The organism is Nocardioides pymetrozini (assembly GCF_046058985.1).
Taxonomy (GTDB): Bacteria; Actinomycetota; Actinomycetes; order Propionibacteriales; family Nocardioidaceae; genus Nocardioides.
This window is the reverse complement of sequence record NZ_CP175556.1, coordinates 1658150-1681430: the sequence shown is the minus strand read 5'-3', so window position 1 is coordinate 1681430 and position 23281 is coordinate 1658150. Positions and strand designations below refer to the sequence as shown.

Genomic DNA, 23281 nt, shown 5'->3' with positions numbered 1-23281 from the left:
GCCCGGTGACGACGCGGGTGAGGAGGGCGAGGGCGATGACCGCGCTGCTGACCTCTCCCCTGGCCCCCGCACGCACCTCCACCCGCGCCCGCAGCGGCCGCCGACTGGCCGGGCTCACGGCGAGCGTGGTCGTGCTCGACACGCTGACCCTCGCCCTGGCGGCTCTCGCTGCCGTCGCGACCAGGTTCGGCTTCGCGACCTGGCCCCCGGGCGACATCGACCACGTGAGCGGTGTCCCCCTGCTCGACTTCGGCTGGGTCGTCCCCGCGTGGCTTGCCGCGCTCGCACTGGCCGACGCCTGGTCGCCCCGCTCGCTCGGCCGCGGCGGCCACGAGATCCGCGCCCTGGTGCGCGGCTCGCTCGGCGGCGCCGGCGCGGTCGCGATGGTCGCCTATCTCGTCGACTACGACATGTCCCGCGGCTACTTCGCCCTCACCTGGGCCCTCGGCACGACCGGCCTCCTGCTCGAGCGGTACGCCGTCCGCCGAGTCGTCGCCCGCCTGCGCCGCAACGGCCGGCTGGTCAACCGGGTCGTCGCGGTGGGCGACCCGGCCGCCGTCCGCGAGCTCGACGCGGCCCTGGCCCGGCAGCCCGGACTCGGCTACCGGATCGTCGGCGCGTGCGTCGAGGAGGGTGCGCCCACCCTGCCCGTCCCCGTCCTCGGTCGCCCCGGGTCCGCCGCGCGTGCCTGCGTGGAGCTCGAGGCGGACACGCTCCTGATCGCCCACGGCGCGCACGCCGTGGACCTGCGCCAGGTCGGCTGGGAGCTCGAGGACACGGGCGTCGACCTGGTCGTCGTACCGCACCTGATCGACGTCGCCGCACCGCGGATCCGGCTCAGTCCGGTCGCGGGCCTGCCCTTCGTGCACGTGGAGCCGCCGCAGGTGGCGCGCGCGCTGCGCTGGGGCAAGGCCACCTTCGACCGGGTGGGCGCCGCCCTCCTGCTCGTCGCGCTGGCGCCGGTGTTCCTCGCCGTCGCGCTCGCCGTCAGGCTCGACGACGGTGGTCCGGTCCTCTACCGCCACCGCCGGGTCGGCCTGGACGGCCGTGAGTTCAGCCTGTGGAAGTTCCGCAGCATGGTCGAGGACGCAGCCGCGCGCCACGCGGCCCTGGTCGACGAGGCGGGCGGAGGAGCCCTGCTCTTCAAGCTGCCCGACGACCCCCGGGTGACCCGGGTCGGGCGGGTGCTGCGCCGCTGGTCGCTCGACGAGCTGCCCCAGCTGCTCAACGTGCTGTCGGGGCAGATGAGCCTGGTCGGCCCGCGCCCCCAGGTCGCCGCCGAGGTGGCCTGCTACAGCCCCGCGATGCACCGGCGGCTGCGCGTGCGCCCGGGGATGACCGGTCTCTGGCAGGTCTCCGGGCGCTCCGAGCTGACGGCGGAGGAGGCCGAGCGGCTGGACCTGTCCTATGTCGAGAACTGGTCGATGACGTCCGACCTCGCGATCCTCGCTCGTACGACGCGGGCCGTGCTCCGCGGTGGCGGCGCCTTCTGAGCTGGCCCCCGCGGTATCTTGCGAGCACCGGACAGGCGAGCACCGGACAGGCGAGGAGCAGGCTGATGGGCACCCAGGCACCCGTCCGCGTCCTCCACGTCATCGAGAGCTACGGCAGCGGGTCGCTCACCGCGGCGGTGCAGTACGTGCGGAGCAGCCCGGAGCTCGAGCATCACCTGCTGCGGCGGGTCCGCGAGGACTACGTGCCCTTCGGCGAGGAGGCCCTGTTCGCGAGCATCGCGGAGCTGCCCGCGTCGCGGGTCCGTAGCGTCGGCACGGTCCGCGCTCGGGTGCGCGCGCTCGCTCCGGACGTCGTCCACGCCCACTCCAGCTTCGCCGGGCTCTTCACCCGCCTGGCGGTGCGCGCCGGACGGAGCGCCCGCGTCGTCTACACGCCGCACTGCTTCGTGTTCGAGCGCACCGACCTCCCCTCCCCGGTGCGCCGGCTGTACCGGCTGGTGGAGTGGCTGCTGGCGGCGAACACCAGCGTCGTCGCGGGCTGCTCCCCCGGCGAGGCCCACACGGCCCGGCGCTGGCGAACCTGCCGCGCCGCCCTCCATCTCCCGCACGTCGTCGAGCCTGCCCCGCCGGCCACGACGGGTCCGCCCGCCGAGGGACCACCGGTGGTGGTCTCGCTCGGCCGGGTCTCCCCGCAGAAGGACCCGGGGTTCCTCGTCGCGACCGTGGACGAGCTGCGCCAGCGGACGGCTCAGGACGTGCGGGCGCTGTGGATCGGAGGCGGCGAGGCCGCTGCGGTCGCCCGGCTCGAGGAGGCCGGCGTCCGGGTCACCGGCTGGGTCTCCCGCGACCGGGTGCCCGAGCTGCTCTCCTCGGCCCACCTGTACCTGCACACGGCCGCGTGGGAGGGCTTCCCGATGTCGGTCGTCGAGGCTCACCAGGCCGGGCTGCCGATCGTCGTCCGCGACATCGCCCCGTTCCGGCATCTGCCCACCACGGTGCGGGCGCGCGAGCCGCGCGAGCTCGCCGCACTGGCACGACGGACGCTGGAGGGGGACGGCGCCGCGACCAACCGGTCGCTGTGGGAGCGGGCGCTGGCCGGGCACACCGTGGCCGCCCAGCGTGCTCGGCTGCTGGAGGCCTACGACCTTGGCTGACCCTCGCGGCCCGCTCTCGGTCGTCCTGCTCCACTGGGGCCGCACCGGCGCCGGCCCCCGCCTCACCTACGACCTCACCCGGGCCCTGCTCGCGCGGGGCGACGTCCGGGTGGCCGTCTCCGACGTCTCCGGGACCGAGCGCGACGCCGACATCGCCCGCCTGGGCGCGCCGCGGCTCGCGGTCACGACGTACACGAGCGTCTGGGGAGCCCTCCTCGGCCTGCCCCGCCTCGCGGCGAACATCATGCGCTTCCGCCGCTTGCTGCGCACCGTCGCGGCCGATGTGGTGGTGACGCCGATGTACAGCCTGTGGCAGTCGGTGGCGATCCGCCTCCTGCTGCCCCGGCGGGTCCGCCTGCTCGCCACCGTCCACGATGCCGTCCCCCACCCCGGCGACGACCATCTCGCGAAGCGCTGGGCGCGCGGGGCGGAGCTCGGCAGGGCGGACGGGGTGATGGTGCTGTCCGAGTCCGTCGCCGACGCCCTGCGGCAGCGCGGCCACGACCGCGCGCCCGTGTTCGTCACCGTGCACGCGGCCTTCGGCGGGGGCGGCACCGCCGCGCCCCGCCCTGCTCCACGGCACGAGCCCGCGGTGCTCGGCTTCTTCGGGAGGATCCTTCCCTACAAGGGCCTCGACCTGCTGCTGGACGCGACCGCGGTGCTGCGCGGACGCGGGCTCGACGTGGTCACCGCGGTCCACGGGGACGGCACCGTCCCTCCCGGCCGCGCCGGCGCGGAGCACGTGACCTGGCATCTCGGCTGGGTGAGCGAGGAGCGGACCAACGAGGTGGTGGCCGGCTTCGACGTGCTGGTGCTCCCCTACCGCGAGGCCTCGCAGTCGGGGGTCCTGTCGATCGCGCTGGCGGAGGGCGTACCGGTCGTGGCCACCCCCGTCGGGGGCCTGGCCGAGCAGGTCCGGGCGACCGGCTGCGGCGTCGTCGCCGACGCGGTCACCGCCGAGGCGGTCGCGGACGCGACGGCCGCCCTGTTGGCGGACCCGGACCAGTACGCCGCGTGCTCGCGCCGTGCCCTCGCCGCGGCCGCCTCCGACCACGGCTGGGACCGGGTGGCCGCCGACTACCTGCGGGCCGCCGCCCAGGTGGCCGGGCGATGACCGGGCGGGACGAGGGCGCCGCGACGGCGCTGCCGGCCGTGGCCTGCGTCGTCGTCCACCACCGCAGTCCGGACACGCTCGTGCGCACCGTCGCCTCCCTCGTCGAGGCGGGGGTGGAGCCCCGCAACGTCGTGGTCGTCGACAACAGCGAGGACGACTCGCTGGACGCGGTCGCCGGCGCGCTCGCCACCGTGGCGGTGCTCACCACGCCGAACGACGGCTACGGCGCGGCCGTCAACGCCGGCGTTGCCTGGCTGGCGCGGGAGCGCCCCGAGCCCGCGGCCGTGCTGGTGGCGACGCACGAGGTCCTCGTGCAGCCGGACACGCTCGCCGAGCTCGTCCGGGGGCTCGACGACCCCGCGGTCGCGGCGGTCGGGCCGCTGCTCTGGGACTCCGAGGACCAGACCCGTCCGCTGTGGTCCGCCGGCGGCCTCCTCGCCGGGCGCGGGCTGGTCGCGCGCCACCATCGGCGGCCGGTCCGCCCCGGCAGCGACTTCGCCCCCGTCGACTGGCTCGACGGGTCCCTGGTGCTCTACCGCCGCGCGCTCCTCGAGGCCTTCCCCTTCGACCCGGCCTACTTCCTCTACCTCGAGGAGGTCGATCTCCACCTGCGCCTGCGGCGGGCCGGATGGCGGGTCAGCGTCGCCCAGCGGGCGCGCGCCGTGCAGACGACGCACGGCATGCCGGCGTACTGGGCGATGCGCAACCGGGTCTACTTCTCCCGGACCCACTCCCTCGGCGTCGCGGGCAGGCTGGGCACCCTGCGGGTGCTGCTGCAGCTGGTGCGGCGGGCCGTGCGCGCCCGAGACCCGCGCCTCCTGCGCGGGACGCTGCGCGGGCTCGCCGCCGGTGCCCGGCTCAGGTCCCGCTGAGCCGCTCGGAGCGGAGCAGGGGGCGGGCGACCGCGAGCTGGTAGGCGCAGACGAGCGCCTCGGTCAGCGCCAGCCCCGCCGCGCCGCCGACGGCGCCGTACCGGTCGGCCAGGACGAGAATGGCCGGCACGCCGAAGGCGGCGCCCACGAGCGTGCTGCGCAGCACGGCGTCCACCCGGCCGCTGGCGACCAGCACGTGCCGGCCGAGGGAGGAGTTCAGGGAGAGGAAGAGCACCGCCCCGCCGAACCACGCCGAGACGGCGCCGGGCGCCGCCAGCGCCTCGCCGAACAGCACGGAGGTCAGCGGGCCACCCAGCAGCAGGAAGCCCGCGAGCCCCGCGGTGCCGATGGCGGCGTGCAGGGCGAGGGCGGTCCGAAAGCGCCGGGCGCGGTCCGCGGCACCGGTCGCGACCCACCCCTGCAGCGCCTGACAGGCGCCCGCGACGACCACGATGCCCCACTGGTACAGCTTCCAGCCCGAGGCGTAGCCCGCCAGGGCGGCCACGGACACCTGGACCGACACCAGCGCGACGTTGACGGTCGAGTAGGCGCCGCCGACGACCTCCGTCGCCGTGGGCGCCCACCGGGAGCGCCAGGACACCCGCACCGACGGGTCGGCCGTGCCGGGCCGGCGTACGACGACCGCGAGGGCCAGCGCCGCGGCGACGTAGGCGGCGGTGGTCGCGGCCGGGAAGACCAGCGGGCTCGCTCCGGCGGCGATCGCCGCCGCCGCGACCAGGTGGGCGGCCGCCACCGGGAGCGCCTCGAAGCGGAGCACGTCGCGTGCCGTGCCGACGCCGACCAGGAACCATCGCGGGCTCAGCGCGACCAGGCTGGACGACGCGCTGACCGCCAGGCTCAGCGGACGGGCGGAGTCGGCCACGAGCAGGAAGGTCACCAGCATCCCCACCGGGACGACGACCAGCGCGACCGCCACCCGCAGGCGCAGGCTCGCCTCGTAGAGCGAGCGTCGCGCGGCGGTGGACGCGCCGGCCACGGCGGCCGGACCGGTCAGCGCCCAGCCGCCGGCGGCGACGAGGCTGGCCAGGCCGCCGACCGACTGGCCGACGGCGAGGCCGGCCCAGGTCGGCCGGTCGACCGCGTGGGCCAGCACGGGCAGGGAGACCAGGGTGGCGGCGGCCGGCAGCACCGTCGCCAGGGTGAACCCCAGGACCCGGGCGGCCGGCGAGCCGCTCACGGCGCCGTCCGGGCCGGCCCGAAGCCCTCCCGGACCTCGGCGAGGAACACCCGGCGCTCCTGCGCCAGCCGTGCACGGAAGCCGGCCTGGCGGCGCCGGTGCTCCGGCAGGTCGGCGAGCACGTCGGTGAGGACGCGCACCGTCCTCCCGGCGAGGTCGTCGCCCAGCGCGATGCGGTGCTCCGCGGGCAGCGGGAAGTCGTCCGGGTTGGCTCCCGCCCCGCGGGCGGCGATCAGGACGACCGCGCCGCGGACCGCGGCCTCGCGCGGGATCCGGTCCTTGCCGGGCAGGTGTCCGAGCTCGAGGTAGACGTCACTGCGCGCCAGCGCGTCCTCCACCTCGGCCGGCGACATCGCGACGATCGGCAGCCATTCCACGGGGGTCGTCACGGCGGCCGCGACCCGTGCGACCACCTCACCGCCCTTGGCCGGGTTGAACGCGACCACCGGCGTCGTGGTGCCGCGGGCGGCCTCGGCGGGCGGATCGGAGCCGGTGATGGAGCTCGTCACGTAGTCGGAGAGCAGCGCGACCGGCACCGCCAGCTCGCGGGCGACGAAGTCCCGCGCGTAGACCGACTGGGCGAGGTGGACCGCGGCGCGCAGCCGCCGCCGGCGTACCGGCCCGGCGAGTCCTCGACCGAGCCGCCGCGGCAGGGCGCGGACGGCGGCGGCCACCGTCCGCTCCGCCTCGGCGCCGGTGTGGCGACGCCGCTCGTCCAGGAACACCGGGGAGTTGTCGACGCTCAGCCACCAGCAGAACCAGGTCGCCGCCCCCGTGACGGAGGCGCGGGGCACCCAGATCTCCGGCGTCACGACCGCGTCGCGGGGCCCGCGTGCCGCGTGCGCCCGCTCGGGGGCGTCGTAGCGCTCGTACTCCGCCACCCGCGGGGAGCGCGCCGTCCCGGGGAGAGGGACGAGGGCGGCGTCGTGGCCGAGCGAGCGGAGCGCGTCGACCAGCTGGTGGAGCGCCTCGGGGCCGCCGGTCCGCACGCCGCGGGGGTAGAAGACGGACACCCGCTCGAAGCCCTCGACGCCGCCCTCCACGACGCGGAGTCTAGGGCCGATCAGCTCAGCGCGGAGCCGGTCACGTACTCCTGCCACGGGACGTTCCAGTCACCCCAGCCGTTGCCCGGCTCCATCGGCCGGTCGGTGCCGACGTACTCCACGACGTCACCGCGGCGGCTCATGGCGTAGAGCCAGCCGGCGTTGTCGGTGCTCAGGCCGGTGCACCCGTGCGAGACGTTGGCGCGGCCCTGGGAGCCCACGGACCACGGCGCGGCGTGGATGAACTCACCGGAGCTGGTCAGCCGCATCGCCCACTTCACGTCGTCGATGTCGTAGGCCTCGGCCGAGCCGCGGGCGATCCCGACGGTCTCGGAGTTCATCCGCTTCTGGGCGTACTTCTCCATGATCACCTTGACCCCGGAGCGGGTCGTGAACCCGGCCTTGCCGGTCGTGATCGGCAGGGTGCGCAGCAGCGTGCCGTTCTCGAAGACCTTCATCTGGTGGGTGCGCGCGTTGACCTTGTAGACGTGGGCGGCGCCGACCTCGAAGTCGACGGTGCGGTCCTCCTGGCCGTAGATCCCCCCACCCGCGGCGACGCCGTTGACCGCGACGTCCACGCTCACCTTGGTCCCGGCCTGCCAGTACTGCTGCGGACGCCAGTGCGCCTCGGTGCTGCTGACCCAGTGCCACGAGCCCGGCTGCGCAGGGGTCGAGGTGACGCGCATGTGCCGCTCGAAGGATGCCTGGTCCTGGACGGGAAGGTCGAAGGTGACGATCACCGGCATGCCGACCCCCACGGTCTCGCCCTGCAGGGGCGCGACGGACGGGTAGGTCTGCTGGTCGAGGCCGAGGTCCTGGGTGGTGAAGGTGGTGGTGCTCTCCACGCTCTGGCCGGCGGAGTTCTGCGCGACCGCCCGGACCCGATAGCGGGCGCCGGGCTCGAGCCCGGCGGACGACACCCACCGGGTCCCCCCGTCGCGCAGATCGCCTGCGACGCGGCCGGCCTTCGAGCGGACCACCACGGAGCTGAGCGTGCCCTTGTCGGCCCGGACCTTGACGACCTTGTCGACCGGCACGCCGGTCGCGTGGTCGGCCACGTTGGTCGTCACGACCGCCGCGGACACCGCCGCCGCGGTCGTCTCGTCCGCCGGGTCCGCTCCCCCGGAGCCCGGCACGAGGCCGGACCCGTCGCAGCCCGCCGCGAGCAGCGCGAGCGCAGCCAGCGCGACCAGGCCGGCGCGGGGGCCGCGGGCGCGAGGACCGCGGGCGCGCGAACGAGAGTGTGACAGCGGGGAAGGCACCGCACGAGGGTACCTGCCGGAGCCGCCGAATCCCGGCTACGGACGCGTCGGCACCGTCACATCAGGCCCGTGCGGGTGCGCGACAGGTACCGGCAGGCGCGCCGGCGGCGGATTCACCACGGGATGTAGGCGAACCCGCACTTCCCCAGCGGAGTTCCGCTACAGAAGCGTTGATCGACCTACATCCCGTGGTGAATCCGCCGCCGCGCTCGCGCCCAACGATCAGTGCGCGTACTCGCCCCGGTAGTACTCGAAGATCCAGCCGGACAGCGCGAGCGCGCCGAGCACGACGCCGATGATGAACAGCCACCAGGCCAGCACGGCCAGGGCGAACACCATCACACTGAGCGTGAGCGCGCACCACAGCGGCCACCACGAGTACGGCGGGAAGAAGCCCAGCTCGCCTGCGCCGTCGGCGATCTCGCCGTCCTTGAGGTCCTCGGGCCGGGCGTCCATCCGGTTCGCGTGGAACCCGAGGTAGAGCGTGACCATCGCGCACAGCAGGGTGGTCATCACCAGCGCCGAGGTGCCGGTCCAGTCGGCGCCGGAGTCACCGGCGTCGGTGATGAACCAGTAGGCGGGGCTGACCAGGACCAGGAAGACCGTGGTCACGCCGAAGATCCATGCTTCGATCTTCATCAGGCGTCGACCTCCTTGGCGCCGGCGCCCGCGGCGACCGGCTCGTCGTACATCTCGATGGCGGCGATCTCCGGGTGGTGGAGGTCGAACGCGGGCGACTCCGAGCGGATCCGCGGGATGGAGTGGAAGTTGTGGCGCGGCGGCGGGCAGCTCGTGGCCCACTCCAGCGACCGGCCCCAGCCCCAGGGGTCGTCCGAGTTGACGAGCGGGCCCTTGCGGGAGACGTACACGTTGTAGAAGAACGGCAGCATCGAGGAGGCGAGCACGAACGCGCCGATCGTCGAGACCTGGTTGAGGGCGGTGAAGCCGTCCTTCGGCAGGTAGTCGGCGTAGCGGCGGGCCATGCCCTCCACGCCCAGCCAGTGCTGGACGAGGAAGGTCGTGTGGAAGCCGATGAACAGCAGCCAGAAGTGGATCTTGCCCAGGCGCTCGTCGAGCATCCGCCCGGTGAGCTTGGGCCACCAGAAGTAGAAGCCCGCGAACATCGCGAACACGACCGTGCCGAACACCGTGTAGTGGAAGTGCGCCACCACGAAGTAGGAGTCGGAGACGTGGAAGTCCAGGGGCGGGCTGGCCAGGATGATGCCGGTCAGACCACCGAAGAGGAACGTCGTGAGGAAGCCGATCGACCACAGCATGGGGGTGTCCATGCGCACCGATCCGCCCCACATCGTGCCGATCCAGTTGAAGAACTTCACGCCGGTCGGGACCGCGATGAGGAAGGTCATGCCGGAGAAGAACGGCAGGTTCACCGCTCCGGTGACGAACATGTGGTGCGCCCACACCGCCACCGAGAGGATCGCGATGCCGAGGGTCGCGCCGACCAGGCCGATGTAGCCGAAGATCGGCTTGCGGCTGAAGACGGGCAGGATCTCGGAGATGATGCCGAAGAACGGCAGCGCGATGATGTAGACCTCGGGGTGCCCGAAGAACCAGAACAGGTGCTGCCACAGGATCGCGCCACCGTGCGAGGTGTCGAACACGTGCGCCCCGAGCTGGCGGTCGGCCTCCAGCGAGAGCAGCGCGCCGGCGAGGATCGGGAAGGCGATCAGCACGAGGATCGCGGTGATCAGCACGGTCCACACGAAGATCGGCATCCGGAACATGGTCATGCCGGGCGCGCGCATGCAGATGATCGTGGTGATGAAGTTGACCGCGCCGAGGATGGTGCCGAGACCGGCCATCCACAGACCCATGATCCACAGGTCGCCGCCGACGCCGGGGCTGTTGACCGAGTCGGACAGCGGGGTGTACGCGAACCAGCCGAAGGAGGCCGCGCCCTGCGGGGTGAGGAAGCCGGCGCCGACGATCAGGCCGCCGAAGAGGTAGAGCCAGTAGCTGAACATGTTCAGCCGCGGGAACGCCACGTCGGGCGCGCCGATCTGCAGCGGCATGATCGCGTTGCCGAACCCGAAGAACAGCGGCGTCGCGAACAGCAGCAGCATGATCGTGCCGTGCATCGTGAAGAGCTGGTTGTAGAGCTCCTCGTTGACCACCTGGCTGCCCGGGTAGGCCAGCTCGGAGCGGATCAGCAGCGCCATGATGCCGCCGGCGATGAACCAGGCCATGGCCGTGCCGAAGTACAGGTTGCCGATCAGCTTGTGGTCGGTCGTCGTCATGATGCGGACGAGCTGCTGGCCCAACGGCTTGCGCTGGCTCAGGTCCGCGGAACGCGCGAGAGTGGTCACTCGTGCTCTCCCTCGTCGTCGTTGAAGGGCTCGGTGGAGTAGTTGCCGCCGACGACCGGCTCCTCCGAGACGTGGTCCGGGTTCTTCGCGAGCTCGTCGAGATAGGCGTCGTACTCGGACTGGGTGACGACCTTGACGTTGAAGAGCATCCGCGAGTGGTACGCGCCGCAGAGCTCGTAGCACTTGCCGGCGTACTCGCCGGTCTCGGTCGGGGTCACCTGGTAGGAGTTGTCGTTGCCCGGGACGACATCCATGCGCATCGCGAAGGCCGGGATGCCGAAGTTGTGGATGACGTCGGGGCTGTAGAGCTGGAACTCGACCGTCTTGTCGACCGGGATCACCAGGGTCGGGATGTCGTCACCGGTGCCGGAGACGAAGACGTTCGTGCCCTCCTCCACCGCGTCGGGGTAGTTGAACGTCCACGACCACTTCTGGCCGACGACCTTCACCACGACATCGGGGTTGACGTGCTCGAGGGCGATGTTCTGCACCCGGACGGTCTGCGCGAAGAACGCGATGACCATGATGACCGGGAAGATCGTGTAGAAGATCTCGATCGGCAGGTTGTAGCGCGTCTGCACGGGGACCTCGTCGTCGCTGCGACGACGGAACCACAGCGGGACGCCGATGATCAGCGCCCAGGTGATGACGCCCACGACGAGCGCGGCGATCCAGGAGCCCTGCCACAGGTGCAGGATGGACTCGCCCTGCTCGGACTTGATCTCCGGCATGCCGAACCGCTCCCACTGGGAGTCGGTCGAGCAGCCGGACAGCGCGAGCGCGAGTACGACGAATCCGGCGAGCGGGGTCGCGCGACGGAGCCGTCGCTGCGCGCCACGCGTGCGCTCGGGGTGCCACCAGCCCACGAACGAGCCTTCCTCTCGAGGGTCAGAACCACTGCGAACACTAGCGGAGTGCGACCTCGCCCGGAGCGCGGGGTGGGTCTTCCGGGACGCATGGGGCGCCGCACGCACGGGGACAGGCGCCGGGCACGGTGGGACGGGAGCGTACAAGGCGGCCTCAACTAGGGTCGGGGCGTGAGCAGTACCCCCGAGGTCTACCTCGACACGGCCTCCTCCGCGCCGCTCCACCCCGCCGCGCGGGACACCCTGCTGGCCGCCCTGGACCGCGGGTACGGCGACCCGCGGCGCCTGCACGCCGCCGGTCGCGACGCGCGCCTGCTGCTCGACAACGCCCGGGCGGTGGTGGCCGAGTGTCTCGGCGCCCGTCCGGACGAGGTGGCCTTCACCTCCTCGGGGACCGACGCGGTCCACCGCGGCCTGCTCGGCCTCACGGCGGCCACGGGCCGCGACGGCATCGTGTACGGCGCCGTGGAGCACTCCTCGGTCCTCCATGCCGCCGCCTGGCGGCCCTCCCCGGCCCATGCGAGCGTGCCCGTGGACCACGCCGGTCGGGTCGACCTCGCCGCCCTGGCCGCGGCGGCGGCGCGTCCGGGGGTCGGCGCCGTGGCCCTGCAGGCGGCCAACCAGGAGGTCGGCACGCTCCAGCCGGTCGACGAGGTGGAGCGGCCGGACGGCGTACCGCTGCTCGTCGACGCCGCGGCCGCGGTCGGACACGTCCCACTCCCCCGCGCCTGGGACGCGCTCACCGCCTCCGCGCACAAGTGGGGCGGGCCCGCGGGCGTCGGGGTCCTGGCGGTGCGCCGGGGCACGCGCTGGTCCAACCCCTTCCCCGGCGATGACGGCCTCGACCAGCTCGGGGGCTTCCCGGACGTCCCGGCCGCGCTGGCGGCCGCCGCGGCGCTGCAGGCCGTGCTGGCCGAGCGCGAGGAGGTCGCCGCCCGCCAGCACCGGCTGGTCGACCGGATCCGGGCGGCGGCGTCGGCCCTTCCCGACACGGAGGTGGTGGGCGACCCGCTCGCCCGGCTCCCCCATCTGGTGACCTTCTCCTGCCTCTACGTCGGCGGCGACGAGATCGTCTCCGCCCTCGCGCGGCGCGGCTTCGGCGTCGCCAGCGGCTCGGCGTGCACGGCCTCCACGCTCGAGCCCAGCCACGTGCTGGCGGCGATGGGCGCGCTCACCCATGGCAACGTCCGGGTCTCCCTCGGCCGGGACACGACCGCGGAGCAGGTCGAGGCCTTCTGCGCCGCCCTGGCCGAGGAGGTCGCCCGGATCCGCGCGGAGGCCGGCCTGTGAGCGCGCCGGTGCTCGAGATCGACTGCCGCGACCTGCCCTGCCCGCGGCCGGTCATCGAGCTGGCCAAGGCGCTGGGGTCGGTCGAGGTCGGCGAGCTGCTCGCCGTGGTCGCCCGCGACCCGGCGGCGCGGCACGACGTGCCGGCCTGGTGCCGGATGCGCGGGCAGGAGTACGTCGGCGAGGAGCGCGCCGCGGACGGCGCGCCCCGCTACGTCGTACGCCGCGTGAGCTGAGCCCGGGGACTCAGACGCCGAGGTGCTTGGCGATCTCGTCGGCGGCCTCGTCGCCGTACGAGTCGCGCACGCGGCCCACGAACTGCTCGTGGGTGAAGTCGTACTCCTGGGTGCCGACGGTCTCGACGACGTATGCGGCGAGGACGCACCCGACCTGGGCGGCGCGCTCGAGCGAGGTGCCCCAGGAGAGCGCGGCGAGGAAGCCGCCGCGGAAGGCGTCGCCGACCCCGGTCGGCTCGACGGCGGCGACGTCCTTGGCGGCCGGGACCTCGAACGAGGTGCCGTCGCTGGACGTCACCCGGACGCCGTCCTTGCCGAGCGTGGTGACCTGCAGGCCGACGCGCGCGAGGACCTCCTCGGCGCTCCAGCCGGTCTTCTTCTCGATGACATGGGACTCGTACTCGTTGGAGAACAGGATCGCCGCGCCGTCGATCAGGTCGCGGATCAGGTCGCCCTCGGCGAAGGCGAGCTGCTGCGAGCAGTCCGCGATGAACGGGTAGCCGCGCTGGCGGCACTCCTCGGTGTGGCGCTTCATCGCGTCGGGGTCGTCGGCGCCGATCAGGACGTACGTCGGGGCGCCGACCCGCTCGACGATGGGGAGCAGCTCGATCTGGCTGGCCTCGCTCATCGCGCCCGGGTAGAAGGAGGCGAACTGGGCCATCGTGGTGTCGGTGGTGCACACGAAGCGGGCGGTGTGCTTGCTCTCGGAGATGTGGACGGAGTCGCAGTCGACGCCGTTGCGCTCGAGCCAGGAGCGGTAGTCGGCGAAGTCCTCGCCGGCGGCACCCACCAGGACCGGCCGCAGGCCCAGCCGCGCCAGGCCGAAGCACATGTTGGGGGCGACGCCGCCGCGCCGGATCTCGAGGTCGTTGACCAGGAACGACACCGAGAGCTTGTCGAGCTGGTCGACGACCAGCGAGTCGGCGAACTTGCCGCCGAAGGTCATCAGGTGGTCGGTCGCGATCGAGCCGGCGATGAGGAGGGAGCCCGTGGGTGCAGTCACGAGACGGAAGGTTAACCCAGCCGTCACCGCGGCGACGGCGATCCCACTGGGTCTACCCGGAAGTAACGCTTAGCGTCGAAGGCATGCCGCCGTACGAAGAGATCGCCAGCCCTGCCGACCTGCACGCCGACTGCGAGGCCGTCAACCGCCGTCTCCAGGACGCGGCCGTGAAGGCGACCCGCCCCGCGCCCAGCCTCCACTTCGACGAGCAGCCCCGCGAGGTCCCGAAGCGCGACATCGAGATCTCCGCGGCCGCCCAGCGGCTGGCCAACGCCCTCCACCTGCACCTCGACTGAGGTTGAGTCGTCACTTCTGACCCGTCGAAACGTCACAACGGCCCCGGTACCCCGGGGCCGTTGTGACGTTTCGACGGGTCAGAAGTGACGACTCAACCGCCTCAGTTGAACGAGTCGCCGCAGGCGCAGGAGCCGGTGGCGTTCGGGTTGTCGATGGTGAAGCCCTGCTTCTCGATCGTGTCGACGAAGTCGATGACGGCGCCGTTGAGGTACGGGACGCTCATCCGGTCGACCACCACGGCCACGCCGTCGAAGTCGGTGACGACGTCGCCGTCGAGGGTGCGCTCGTCGAAGAAGAGCTGGTAGCGCAGGCCCGAGCAGCCGCCGGGCTGCACCGAGATCCGCAGCGAGAGGTCGTCACGACCCTCCTGCTCCAGCAGGCTCTTCACCTTCGTGGCCGCCACCGGGCTCAGGTTGATCTGGTCCTCACGGCGCTCGAAGTCGACCGGGGCAGCGACGGTCGTCGTCGCGCCGGGCGCGTCGTGGCTGTGGCCGCCTCCGCAGCAGCTGTCGCTCATGCTCACTCCAGGTGTGTCAGGCTGAGAAGCCGAATGGGGTTCGACTCCCTCAATGGTCGCACAGCCGTGGTTATTCCTCGAACCACGTCCGCTGGCTCACGACCAGACGAGCACCGGCTTCACCACGGCACCGGCCCGTGCGTCGGCGACCGCGTCGGCGATCTTCTCGAACGGGTACGTCGTCACGAGCTGGTCGACGTCGAAGCGCCCCGCCTCGCGCAGCGCGACCAGCTCCGGGATGGTGACCAGCGGGTCGGCCTCGCCCTCGATCGAGGAGCGCACGATCTTGCCGGACTGGAGCAGGTCGATCGCGTCGATGGTGTACTCCGGCGCGCCCAGGCCGAGGGCGACCAGCATGCCGCGCGGTCGCAGCGAGCGCTGCGCCTGGAGCACGACGGAGGCGATCGCCGTCGTGTCGACCGCGTACGACGCCCCACCGCGGGTCAGCTCGCGGACCCGCTCCTCGACGGGCGCGGCGCCCTCCTCGGCCGGGTCGAGCGCGGCGGCACCATAGCCTCGCGCGATCTCCCGCCGCGCGGCGACGGGGTCGACGGCGACGACAGTCTCCACGCCCGCGCCCCGGGCGGCGGCGACCGCCGCGAGGCCGACCGCGCCGGCACCGAACACCACGATGCTGTCGCCGGGCGCGGGATCGAGCACGTTGAGGACCGTCCCGGCACCGGTCTGGAACCCGCACGCGAAGGGGGCCAGCCGGGTCAGGTCGAGGGCCTTGTCGACGACGACGCAGTTGTCGGCGTACGCGAGGGCGTGGCGGGCGAGGCTGGACTGGCCGAAGAAGCTGCCGAAGACGGTCTGGCTCTCCCCGTCCTCCCGTCGGCGCCGCATCGTGGTGGAGCCGTCGGCGCGCATGCCCATGTAGTTGAGGAGCAGGGACTGCTCGCAGTAGCCGACGTCGCCGGCGCGGCAGGGCCCGCACGCCCGACAGGACCGGAAGCTCATCACGACGTGGTCGCCGACCTCGATGCCGGTCACGCCCGACCCGACCTGCTCCACGACGCCGGTGCCCTCGTGGCCCACGACGGTGGGCAGCATCTCCGGCGGCAGCAGGGTCGGGACGGTCAGGTCGGTGTGGCACAGGCCGGTCGCGACGATGCGGACCAGCACCTCGTCGTCGCGGGGCTCGTCGAGCTCGACGTCGGCCGCGACGAAGTCCCCGCCCGGCTCCTCGACCAGGAAGGCGGTGGTCCTCATGCCTCACGCTCCAGCCAGAAGTAGTAGAGGTCCTCGATGCCGAACGTTCCCGCCAGCTTGCCGTTCATGATCCCCATGACCGTGTCGCCGTCGACCCGCTTGAAGTGGTCGAGGACCGGCATCTTGTCGTAGACCATCGTCGCCGTGACCTCGCCACGGAAGCCGACCGGCCACAGCGACGCCTCGCCACCGCCTCCGGCCGCCAGGTTGGAGTAGAGCTCTCCGTCGTCGCCGCGGCACACGAGGGGCACCGCCTCGAGGGGGCTGTCGAAGCGCTTGCCGTGCCAGCGCACCTTCTCCAGGACCGTGCTGGCGACGTGACCGGTGGCGAAGTCGCCGCCCCGCCACGCTCCGAGCATCTCCTCGACCTCGACGGTCGCCAGGTCGGCCCAGAGAGCGTCGAGGTCGGCGGGGTCCGCGTGCGCGGCCGCCCGGAGTTCGTCGAAGCGGTCTCTGATGTCCGTCACGGGAGCAATCTAGAACACGTTCCACCCATCCGGCGAGCGATCAGGCGGACCAGGTCCGCGCCACCCGCGCCGCCAGCTCGCCCAGCGCGCCCGCGGGGTCGGCGAACGCCCGCTCCTCCCCCACCGCGTCCACGAGGGAGTACGCCGCGTCCATGCCGAGGGCGCGCATCTCGCGCGAGCCGACCAGCACCTGGCCGGCGAGCGCGACACACGGACGCAGTGCCTCCGCGGCGACGGCGGCCACACCCGCGGGGACCTTGCCGGCGCGGCTGCTGAAGTCGAACGCGCCCTCGCCGGTGATGACCAGGTCCGCCGCCCGCGCCTGGCGAGCCAGCCCGACGGCGTCCGCGACCAGCTCGATGCCCGAGACCCGGGTGCCGCCCAGCAGCATGAGGGCGAACCCGAGGCCGCCCGCCGCGCCCGCGCCCGGCTCGAGCGCGAGCCGCCGGTCGGTGGCGGCGGCGAAGCGCTCCAGGAAGCCGTCGAGCAGGACCTGCATCTCCTCGTCGAGGCCCTTCTGCGCTCCGAAGGTCCTGGTCGCGCCGAAGAGGCCGGTCAGCGGGCTGTCGACGTCGGTCGCCGCCACGATCTCGATGCCGTCGACCAGGCCTCGCGCGATGCTCAGGTCCACCCGGCTCACCCCGTCGAGGAAGATCCCGCCGACGTCCAGCGCCACGTCCGCGTCCGCGCCGAGCGCGGCGAGCAGGCCGGCCCCGCCGTCGTTGGTCCCCGAGCCGCCCAGACCGACCACGACCCGGGTGGCCCCCGCGTCGACCGCCTCGAGCAGCAGGCGGCCCACGCCGACCGTCGTACCGAACTCGCCGAGGGTGCCACCGGTCAGGTGGACGCCGCACACCTGGGCGCTCTCGACGTACGCCGTGTGGCCGACCTTGAGGATGGTGGCCGGGACGTCGTGCCCCTGGGGCGCCTCGCCGACGACCGCCAGGAGCTCCCCGCCGAGGCTCGCGTGCAGGACGTCGACGAAGCCCGGCCCACCGTCGGACATCGGCGCCAGCACGACCTCGTCGTCCGGGGCGTGCCGGCGCCAGCCGGCGGCGATCGCCTCGGCGGCCTGGACCGCCGTGAGCGTGCCCGCGAACTTGTCGGGGGCGACCAGAATGCGCATGCGCCCCATCATGGTGGAGACCTAGGGTCTGCTGCGTGCCCGACCTGCGGATCCGACCGTTGACCGAAGCCGACGTCGCCACCGCGGAGGAGATCAGCGACCTGGCCTTCTTCGCGCTCGACACCGAGCACCGGGTGCCGGCCGGCCCCGCACCGCGGCGCCGCTCCGCCGAGCATCGGGCCGCCTGGCAGGCCCGCACCCGCGGCTTCCTCGCCACCGACCCGGACGGCTCGTGGGTCGCCGAGCGGGACGGCGAGGTGCTCGGCTTCGCGACCAGCTTCCGCCGGGAGCGGGTGTGGTGCCTGGCGACGTTCGCCGTCCGGCCCGGGCTGCAGGGGGCCGGGATCGGCGCGGCGGTCCTCGACGCCGCCGTCGCGTACGGTGCCGACGCGCCGCGAGGGATGCTCGCCGCGTCCGTGGATCCGCGCGCGCTGCGGCGCTACCACCTGGCGGGCTTCGTGCTCCATCCGCAGCTCACGCTGCGCGGTCCGGTCGACCGGTCGGCGCTGCCGGCGGTGACCGGCCTGCGCGAAGGGACCCTGGAGGATCGGGAGTGGATGGACGACCTCGACCGGGTGCGCCGCGGCGGACCGCACGGCGCCGACCACGACCGGCTGATGACCTCGGGCCGCCTCGTGGTCACCGCGGACCGGACGGGCTACGCCTACGCGAACGGCGCGAGCCTCGCGCTGCTCGCGGCCCGCGACGACGACACCGCCCGCGTCCTGCTGTGGGAGTGCCTGGCGGGCGCCGAGGGGACCTTCGAGGTGCCGCACGTGACGTCGGCGAACTACTGGGCGGTCGAGGTCGCGATGGCCGCCCGGATGGAGGTCGCGGCGCGGGGCTTCCTCGGTCTGCGCGGCATGGCCCCGCCGACGTCGTACGTGCACCACGGCGCGCTGCTCTGAGCTCCCGTCCGCCGAGGCGCACCGATCCCGGGCGGCGGGGCACCCCAAACTAGGATGTGGCCATGACCACCGTGGACCTTCCGCTGCTGCCGCTGGGCCGTGGCACGGACCGGCTCTCCGAGCGGGGCGTCGAGTGCCCCGGCGACCTGCCGGCGCCCTCCGACCCGACCCTCGTGGCGCGCGCCCGCGCCGCCAAGGAGAAGCTCGGCGACCGGCTGTTCGTGCTGGGGCACCACTACCAGCGCGACGAGGTCATCCAGTTCGCCGACGTGACCGGCGACTCCTTCAAGCTCGCCCGCGACGCCGCAGCGCGCCCGGACGCGGAGTACATCGTCTTCTGCGGTGTGCACTTCATGGCCGAGTCCGCCGACATCCTCACCGGGCCGGAGCAGAAGGTGATCCTGCCCGACCTGGCCGCCGGCTGCTCCATGGCCGACATGGCCCGGATCGCCCAGGTCGAGAAGGCGTGGGAGGCCCTGGCCGCGGCGGGCGTCCAGGACGCCGTCGTACCGGTCACCTACATGAACTCCAGCGCGGCGATCAAGGCGTTCTGCGGTCGCAACGGCGGCGTCGTGTGCACCTCGTCCAACGCCGAGGTCGCCCTCGACTGGGCGTTCCAGCAGAAGGGGAAGGACACCAAGGTCCTCTTCCTGCCCGACCAGCACCTGGGCCGCAACACGGCCGTGCTCCAGCTCGGCCTCTCCCTCGACGAGTGCGTGGTGTGGAACCCCCACAAGCCCGACGGCGGGCTGACCGCCGAGGAGCTCGCGAACGCCCGGATGATCCTGTGGAAGGGGCACTGCTCGGTCCACGGGCGCTTCTCCGCCGACGTCATCGACGAGCTGCGCGCGAAGGTCCCCGACCTCAACGTGCTCGTGCACCCCGAGTGCCAGCACGAGGTCGTCCTCAAGGCCGACCTCGTCGGCTCGACGGAGTTCATCATCAAGACCATCGAGGCCGCGCCCGCCGGGTCGAGCTGGGCGATCGGCACGGAGCTCAACCTCGTCCAGCGCCTCGCGAACGCGCACCCGGACAAGAACATCATGTTCCTGGACCGCAACGTCTGCTACTGCTCGACGATGAACCGGATCGACCTGCCGCACCTCGTGTGGGCCCTGGAGAACCTCGTCGAGGGCGTCGTCGTCAACCAGATCGAGGTCGACCCGCAGACCGAGACGGACGCACTGGCCGCCCTCCAGCGCATGCTCGACCTCCCCGGCAAGTCCCACCGGGACTGAGAACCCAGGTCACGAAAGGCCCCAGCGTGTTCAAGCGCACCAAGTCCCCCACCGCCGAGCAGGCCGCCCCGGCCGACGCGACGGCCAAGGCCGGCGGCAAGGGCCGCCCGACGCCGACCCGCAAGGAGGCGGAGGCCGCCGCGAAGGCCCGCGCCAAGGCCCCGCGCGACCGCAAGGAGGCCGCGCGCCGCCAGCGCGAGTTCCGGGCCGAGGAGAGCCGCAAGATCCGCCAGGGCATGAAGAGCGGCGACGAGCGCTACTTCCTCCCGCGCGACAAGGGCCCGGTACGCCGGTTCATCCGCGACTACGTCGACGCACGCTTCTCGATCGTCGAGATGGTCATCCCGCTGATGATCGTCGGCCTGCTCCTCGGCTACACCGGCAACTCCGCGCTCGTGCAGGCCAGCAGCATGGTCCTGCTCGCCACGGTGCTGTTCGTGGTCACCGACATGCTCGTGCTGCGCCTCCGCCTGCGCCGGGAGCTGGCTCGCCGCTTCCCGGACGAGTCGCTCAAGGGCACGACCTACTACGCGCTCACCCGCTCGATGCAGATGAAGTTCATGCGCATGCCCAAGGCGCGGGTGAAGATCGGCCAGCCGCTGCCGGAGGACTACGACCGGTAGGTTGCCCGGCGTGAAGGTCATCGCCGCACTGCACGGCCCCGGTGCCGCCCTGCTCGAGCCGGGGTTCCGTGCCGACGTCGCCGCCGCGGGCGCGACCCGGCTCCAGGTCAACGTGGACGACGCGGACGTCGCGCCGGCGATGAGGTTCGGGCCGGGGACGCCGATCACCGCCGTGGTGTCGGCGTGGACCGAGCAGGACCCCGCGAGGCTCCTCGACGTCGTACGACGCCAGGACGCCGGGGCCCACGCCTGGGCCGTCGAGGAGCGCGAGCCGCTTCCCCCGCCGCCGGTCCCGGACGGCGAGCGCGCCGACGCCCTCGCCAACGTGGCGTTCCTCCGGCGGCCGGACACGATGGCGCCCGCGGCGTGGCTCACCGACTGGCTGGACCGGCACACCCAGGTCGCGATCGACACCCAGGGCACCTTCGGCTACGTCCAGAACCCCGTGGTCGCGACGCTGACGCGTGGCGGCCGGGACGTGGCGGGCATCGTCGAGGAGCTCTTCCCTCTGGCCGCGATGGCCGACCAGCACGCCTTCTACGGCAGTGGCGGGGACGAGGAGGAGCTCCAGCGCCGGTTCGCGACGCTCATGGACAGCTGCGCGCGCTTCGGCGCCGCCGACGGCCTCGACCTCGTCCCCACCAGCCGCTACCTCTTCGGCCTCTAGCCGAGGACCTCCGAGCGGCGCGGTGAGCGGGTCAGCGCCGGGTCGGTCGTGACGACGCCGTCCAGCGCCCGGTCGATCGCGGCCAGGGTGTCGGCGTCGAGGCGGACCCCGGCGGCCTTCACGTTCTCGGTGACCTGCTCGGGACGGCTCGCCCCGATGATCGCTGCCGACACGTTGTCGTTCTGCAGCACCCACGCCACCGCCAGCTGGGCGAGCGAGAGCCCGGCGGCGTCGGCGATCGGCTGCAGCAGCTGGACCCGCTCGAGCACGTCGTCGCGCAGCCAGCGGCTGATGTCGTTGGCGCCGCCCTTCTCGTCGGTCGCCCGTGAGCCCGGCGGCGGCGCCTGGCCCGGCCGGTACTTGCCCGTCAGCACTCCCTGCGCGATCGGCGACCACACGATCTGGCCGATGCCGAGCTCCTTCGAGGTCGGCACCACCTCGGCTTCGATGACCCGCCAGAGCATCGAGTACTGCGGCTGGTTGGACACCAGTGGCACGCGCAGCTCCCGGGCGAGCTCGGCGGCCGCGCGGATCTCCTCGGCCCGCCACTCGGAGACCCCGATGTAGAGCGCCTTGCCCGCGCGGACCACGTCGGCGAAGGCGACCATCGTCTCCTCCAGCGGCGTCTCGTGGTCGTAGCGGTGGGCCTGGTAGAGGTCGACGTAGTCGGTCCCGAGGCGGCGCAGGGAGCCGTCGATGGACTCCATGATGTGCTTGCGGGAGAGCCCGTGGTCGTTGTGCCGGCCGGGGCCGGTGGGCCAGAAGACCTTGGTGAAGATCTCCAGCCCCTCCCGCCGCTCCCCCGCCAGCGCCTTGCCGAGGACGGTCTCGGCGGCGGTGTTGGCGTAGACGTCGGCGGTGTCGAAGGTCGTGACGCCCTCGTCCAGCGCACGACGCACGCAGGCCAGCGCCCCGTCCTCCTCGACCTGGGAGCCGTGCGTGATCCAGTTGCCGTAGGCGATGGCCGAGATGCGGAGCCCACTCGCCCCGAGGTTGCGAATCTCCATGCTGCCGACCCTAGTGGCCGGGGCCATGCCGGGACCCCGTCGGCGCCCTGTCAGGATGGCGGCATGGTCGTTGCTGACGTGTCCGTCCGGGTCGCCTGGCCCGCCGACGCCGCGGGCATCGCCGCCGTCCAGCTGCAGGCCTGGGCCCAGCGGTACGGCGCCGGCACGGGCCCCGACGCGGACACCCTCGCCACCGCCTGGCGCCAGTCCCTCGCACGACCGCCGGAGGCACGCCACCGCGCGCTCGTGGCGCTGGCCGGGGCCGACGTGGTGGGCTTCGCCCTGACCGGTCCCAACGCGGACCCCGACGCCGACCCGAGCGCCGACGGCGAGATGTCCGAGTTCACCGTCGGCCCGGACCGGACGAGGGCGGGCCACGGATCGCGCCTGCTCCAGGCCTGCGTGGACACCCTGCGCGCCGACGGGTTCACCCGGGCGGTGTGCTGGGTCGAGTCCACCGACGACGTGCTCCGCGCCTTCCTGGCCAGTGCCGGCTGGGCACCGGACGGCGCCAGCCGGGAGCTGGCCGACGAGTCCGGCACCAGCGTCAAGCAGGTCCGGCTGCACACCGCGCTCGCCTGACGAGACGCCGCGAGGTGTCGCCCGCCCTGCGGCGGGGTCAGGGGAGGTCGAGGAAGTGCTCGAGGCCGACCGTGAGGCCGGGGCGGGAGGCGATGCGGCGCACCCCGGTGAGGACGCCGGGGGTGAAGGAGACCCGGTCGAGGGAGTCGTGGCGGATGGTCAGCGTCTCCCCCAGCCCGCCGAGGACGACCTCCTGGTGGGCGACCAGGCCGCGGATCCGCAGGCCGTGCACGCGGATGCCGTCGACGTCGGCCCCCCGGGCCCCGTCGAGGCCGGTGCTCGTGGCGTCGGGGATCGGCGGGCTGCCCGCCTCGCGGCGCGCCGCCGCGATGAGCTCCGCCGTACGACGGGCCGTGCCGCTCGGTGCGTCCGCCTTCGTCGGGTGGTGCAGCTCGACGACCTCGACCGACTCGAAGAACGGAGCCGCGATGGCGGAGAAGCGCATCATCAAGATGGCGCCGATGGAGAAGTTGGGGGCGATGAGCACGCCGGTGCGGGGGCTGTCGGCCAGCCACTCCCGCAGGGTCTCGAGGCGCGCCTCGTCGAAGCCCGTCGTCCCGACGACGGCGTGGATGCCGTTCTCGACGCAGTAGCGCAGGTTGTCCATCACCACGTCGGGGTGGGTGAAGTCGACGACCACCTGGGTGCCGCTCTCGACGAGCGAGGCGACCGGGTCGCCCTGGTCGACGCCCACGGTGAGGTCCAGGTCCTCGGCGCCCTCGACGGCCCGGACCACCTCGGCACCGACCTTGCCCCGGGCCCCGAGGACGCCCACCCGCAGCCGCTCGCCGGCAGCCTGATCCGCGACACGTGAACTCACG

The 23281-nt window shown here is 73.3% G+C and carries 25 protein-coding genes; 12 read left to right on the top strand and 13 right to left on the bottom strand.

Annotated features, from left to right (window positions below; genetic code table 11):
• Positions 1-35 precede the first annotated feature (35 nt).
• The 4 genes from ACJ5H2_RS08195 to ACJ5H2_RS08180 all read left to right on the top strand — a co-directional run bounded on the left by ACJ5H2_RS08195 (position 36) and on the right by ACJ5H2_RS08180 (position 4594).
• Complete coding sequence (locus ACJ5H2_RS08195) at positions 36-1493, top strand: sugar transferase (protein WP_408899075.1); 1458 nt, start codon at positions 36-38, stop codon at positions 1491-1493.
• A 65-nt stretch (positions 1494-1558) separates the two neighbouring features.
• Positions 1559-2608 carry a glycosyltransferase gene (locus tag ACJ5H2_RS08190; protein WP_408899074.1) on the top strand — a complete coding sequence of 350 codons (1050 nt, stop codon included), beginning with the start codon at positions 1559-1561 and terminating at the stop codon, positions 2606-2608.
• Positions 2601-3722, top strand: coding sequence for a glycosyltransferase family 4 protein (locus ACJ5H2_RS08185; protein ID WP_408899073.1), 1122 nt, complete (start codon positions 2601-2603; stop codon positions 3720-3722). The genes ACJ5H2_RS08190 and ACJ5H2_RS08185 overlap by 8 nt, the downstream gene beginning before the upstream one ends.
• Positions 3719-4594 carry a glycosyltransferase gene (locus ACJ5H2_RS08180; RefSeq protein WP_408899072.1) on the top strand — a complete coding sequence of 292 codons (876 nt, stop codon included), beginning with the start codon at positions 3719-3721 and terminating at the stop codon, positions 4592-4594. The genes ACJ5H2_RS08185 and ACJ5H2_RS08180 overlap by 4 nt, the downstream gene beginning before the upstream one ends.
• Here the strand turns inward: ACJ5H2_RS08180 and ACJ5H2_RS08175 are convergent.
• The 6 genes from ACJ5H2_RS08175 to coxB form a co-directional block, all read right to left on the bottom strand.
• Positions 4581-5792 (bottom strand): polysaccharide biosynthesis C-terminal domain-containing protein, encoded by a 1212-nt coding sequence (locus ACJ5H2_RS08175; protein ID WP_408899071.1) that lies wholly within the window; start codon positions 5790-5792, stop codon positions 4581-4583. The two genes, ACJ5H2_RS08180 and ACJ5H2_RS08175, sit on opposite strands and share 14 nt — an antisense overlap.
• On the bottom strand, positions 5789-6835 hold the full coding sequence (locus ACJ5H2_RS08170; protein WP_408899070.1) for a hypothetical protein: 1047 nt from the start codon (positions 6833-6835) through the stop codon (positions 5789-5791). Before ACJ5H2_RS08170 ends, ACJ5H2_RS08175 begins: the two co-directional genes overlap by 4 nt.
• Before the next feature lie 20 nt (positions 6836-6855).
• The gene (locus ACJ5H2_RS08165; protein WP_408899069.1) at positions 6856-8097 is read right to left on the bottom strand and encodes an Ig-like domain-containing protein; all 1242 of its coding nucleotides are present in this window, start codon (positions 8095-8097) and stop codon (positions 6856-6858) included.
• Positions 8098-8319: 222 nt separating this feature from the next.
• Positions 8320-8736, bottom strand: a complete 417-nt coding sequence (locus ACJ5H2_RS08160; protein ID WP_408899068.1) for a cytochrome c oxidase subunit 4 — start codon at positions 8734-8736, stop codon at positions 8320-8322.
• Positions 8736-10355, bottom strand: coding sequence for a cytochrome c oxidase subunit I (ctaD, locus tag ACJ5H2_RS08155; protein ID WP_408899605.1), 1620 nt, complete (start codon positions 10353-10355; stop codon positions 8736-8738). The genes ACJ5H2_RS08160 and ctaD overlap by 1 nt, the downstream gene beginning before the upstream one ends.
• A gap of 65 nt (positions 10356-10420) precedes the next feature.
• Positions 10421-11290 (bottom strand): cytochrome c oxidase subunit II, encoded by an 870-nt coding sequence (coxB, locus tag ACJ5H2_RS08150; RefSeq protein ID WP_408899067.1) that lies wholly within the window; start codon positions 11288-11290, stop codon positions 10421-10423.
• 171 nt (positions 11291-11461) lie between these two features.
• On the opposite strand from coxB, the gene ACJ5H2_RS08145 reads away from it, so the two are divergent.
• A complete protein-coding gene (locus ACJ5H2_RS08145) occupies positions 11462-12580 on the top strand; it encodes a cysteine desulfurase family protein (protein WP_408899066.1) in 1119 nt (372 codons plus the stop codon).
• Complete coding sequence (locus ACJ5H2_RS08140) at positions 12577-12813, top strand: sulfurtransferase TusA family protein (protein WP_408899065.1); 237 nt, start codon at positions 12577-12579, stop codon at positions 12811-12813. The genes ACJ5H2_RS08145 and ACJ5H2_RS08140 overlap by 4 nt, the downstream gene beginning before the upstream one ends.
• A gap of 10 nt (positions 12814-12823) precedes the next feature.
• Here ACJ5H2_RS08140 and ACJ5H2_RS08135 read toward each other — a convergent pair whose 3' ends face one another.
• Complete coding sequence (locus ACJ5H2_RS08135) at positions 12824-13759, bottom strand: carbohydrate kinase family protein (protein WP_408899604.1); 936 nt, start codon at positions 13757-13759, stop codon at positions 12824-12826.
• 140 nt (positions 13760-13899) lie between these two features.
• On the opposite strand from ACJ5H2_RS08135, the gene ACJ5H2_RS08130 reads away from it, so the two are divergent.
• Positions 13900-14112 (top strand): hypothetical protein, encoded by a 213-nt coding sequence (locus ACJ5H2_RS08130; RefSeq protein ID WP_408899064.1) that lies wholly within the window; start codon positions 13900-13902, stop codon positions 14110-14112.
• A 101-nt stretch (positions 14113-14213) separates the two neighbouring features.
• Here the strand turns inward: ACJ5H2_RS08130 and erpA are convergent, their stop codons facing one another.
• From erpA to ACJ5H2_RS08110, 4 genes are all read right to left on the bottom strand, one after another.
• The gene (erpA, locus tag ACJ5H2_RS08125; RefSeq protein WP_408899063.1) at positions 14214-14630 is read right to left on the bottom strand and encodes an iron-sulfur cluster insertion protein ErpA; all 417 of its coding nucleotides are present in this window, start codon (positions 14628-14630) and stop codon (positions 14214-14216) included.
• Positions 14631-14726: 96 nt separating this feature from the next.
• Positions 14727-15842, bottom strand: coding sequence for an NAD(P)-dependent alcohol dehydrogenase (locus tag ACJ5H2_RS08120; RefSeq protein WP_408899062.1), 1116 nt, complete (start codon positions 15840-15842; stop codon positions 14727-14729).
• Positions 15839-16309, bottom strand: a complete 471-nt coding sequence (locus ACJ5H2_RS08115; RefSeq protein WP_408899061.1) for a DUF4334 domain-containing protein — start codon at positions 16307-16309, stop codon at positions 15839-15841. Before ACJ5H2_RS08115 ends, ACJ5H2_RS08120 begins: the two co-directional genes overlap by 4 nt.
• Before the next feature lie 40 nt (positions 16310-16349).
• On the bottom strand, positions 16350-17435 hold the full coding sequence (locus ACJ5H2_RS08110; RefSeq protein ID WP_408899060.1) for a glycerate kinase: 1086 nt from the start codon (positions 17433-17435) through the stop codon (positions 16350-16352).
• 35 nt (positions 17436-17470) lie between these two features.
• On the opposite strand from ACJ5H2_RS08110, the gene ACJ5H2_RS08105 reads away from it, so the two are divergent.
• The 4 genes from ACJ5H2_RS08105 to ACJ5H2_RS08090 all read left to right on the top strand — a co-directional run bounded on the left by ACJ5H2_RS08105 (position 17471) and on the right by ACJ5H2_RS08090 (position 20871).
• A complete protein-coding gene (locus ACJ5H2_RS08105) occupies positions 17471-18343 on the top strand; it encodes a GNAT family N-acetyltransferase (protein WP_408899059.1) in 873 nt (290 codons plus the stop codon).
• 62 nt (positions 18344-18405) lie between these two features.
• Entirely contained in the window at positions 18406-19581 is a 1176-nt protein-coding gene (gene nadA, locus ACJ5H2_RS08100; RefSeq protein WP_408899058.1) for a quinolinate synthase NadA, read from the top strand.
• A gap of 26 nt (positions 19582-19607) precedes the next feature.
• Positions 19608-20204, top strand: coding sequence for a DUF3043 domain-containing protein (locus ACJ5H2_RS08095; RefSeq protein ID WP_408899057.1), 597 nt, complete (start codon positions 19608-19610; stop codon positions 20202-20204).
• Between the two features lie 10 nt (positions 20205-20214).
• The gene (locus ACJ5H2_RS08090; RefSeq protein WP_408899056.1) at positions 20215-20871 is read left to right on the top strand and encodes a hypothetical protein; all 657 of its coding nucleotides are present in this window, start codon (positions 20215-20217) and stop codon (positions 20869-20871) included.
• On the opposite strand, the gene ACJ5H2_RS08085 is transcribed toward ACJ5H2_RS08090, so the two are convergent.
• Positions 20868-21878, bottom strand: a complete 1011-nt coding sequence (locus ACJ5H2_RS08085) for an aldo/keto reductase family protein (protein ID WP_408899055.1) — start codon at positions 21876-21878, stop codon at positions 20868-20870. The genes ACJ5H2_RS08090 and ACJ5H2_RS08085 overlap by 4 nt on opposite strands.
• A 63-nt stretch (positions 21879-21941) precedes the next feature.
• Here ACJ5H2_RS08085 and ACJ5H2_RS08080 point away from each other — a divergent pair, with 63 nt between their 5' ends.
• Positions 21942-22460 carry an N-acetyltransferase family protein gene (locus ACJ5H2_RS08080; protein ID WP_408899054.1) on the top strand — a complete coding sequence of 173 codons (519 nt, stop codon included), beginning with the start codon at positions 21942-21944 and terminating at the stop codon, positions 22458-22460.
• A gap of 37 nt (positions 22461-22497) precedes the next feature.
• Here ACJ5H2_RS08080 and dapB read toward each other — a convergent pair whose 3' ends face one another.
• Complete coding sequence (gene dapB, locus ACJ5H2_RS08075; RefSeq protein WP_408899603.1) at positions 22498-23241, bottom strand: 4-hydroxy-tetrahydrodipicolinate reductase; 744 nt, start codon at positions 23239-23241, stop codon at positions 22498-22500.
• Between the last annotated feature and the right edge of the window lie 40 nt (positions 23242-23281).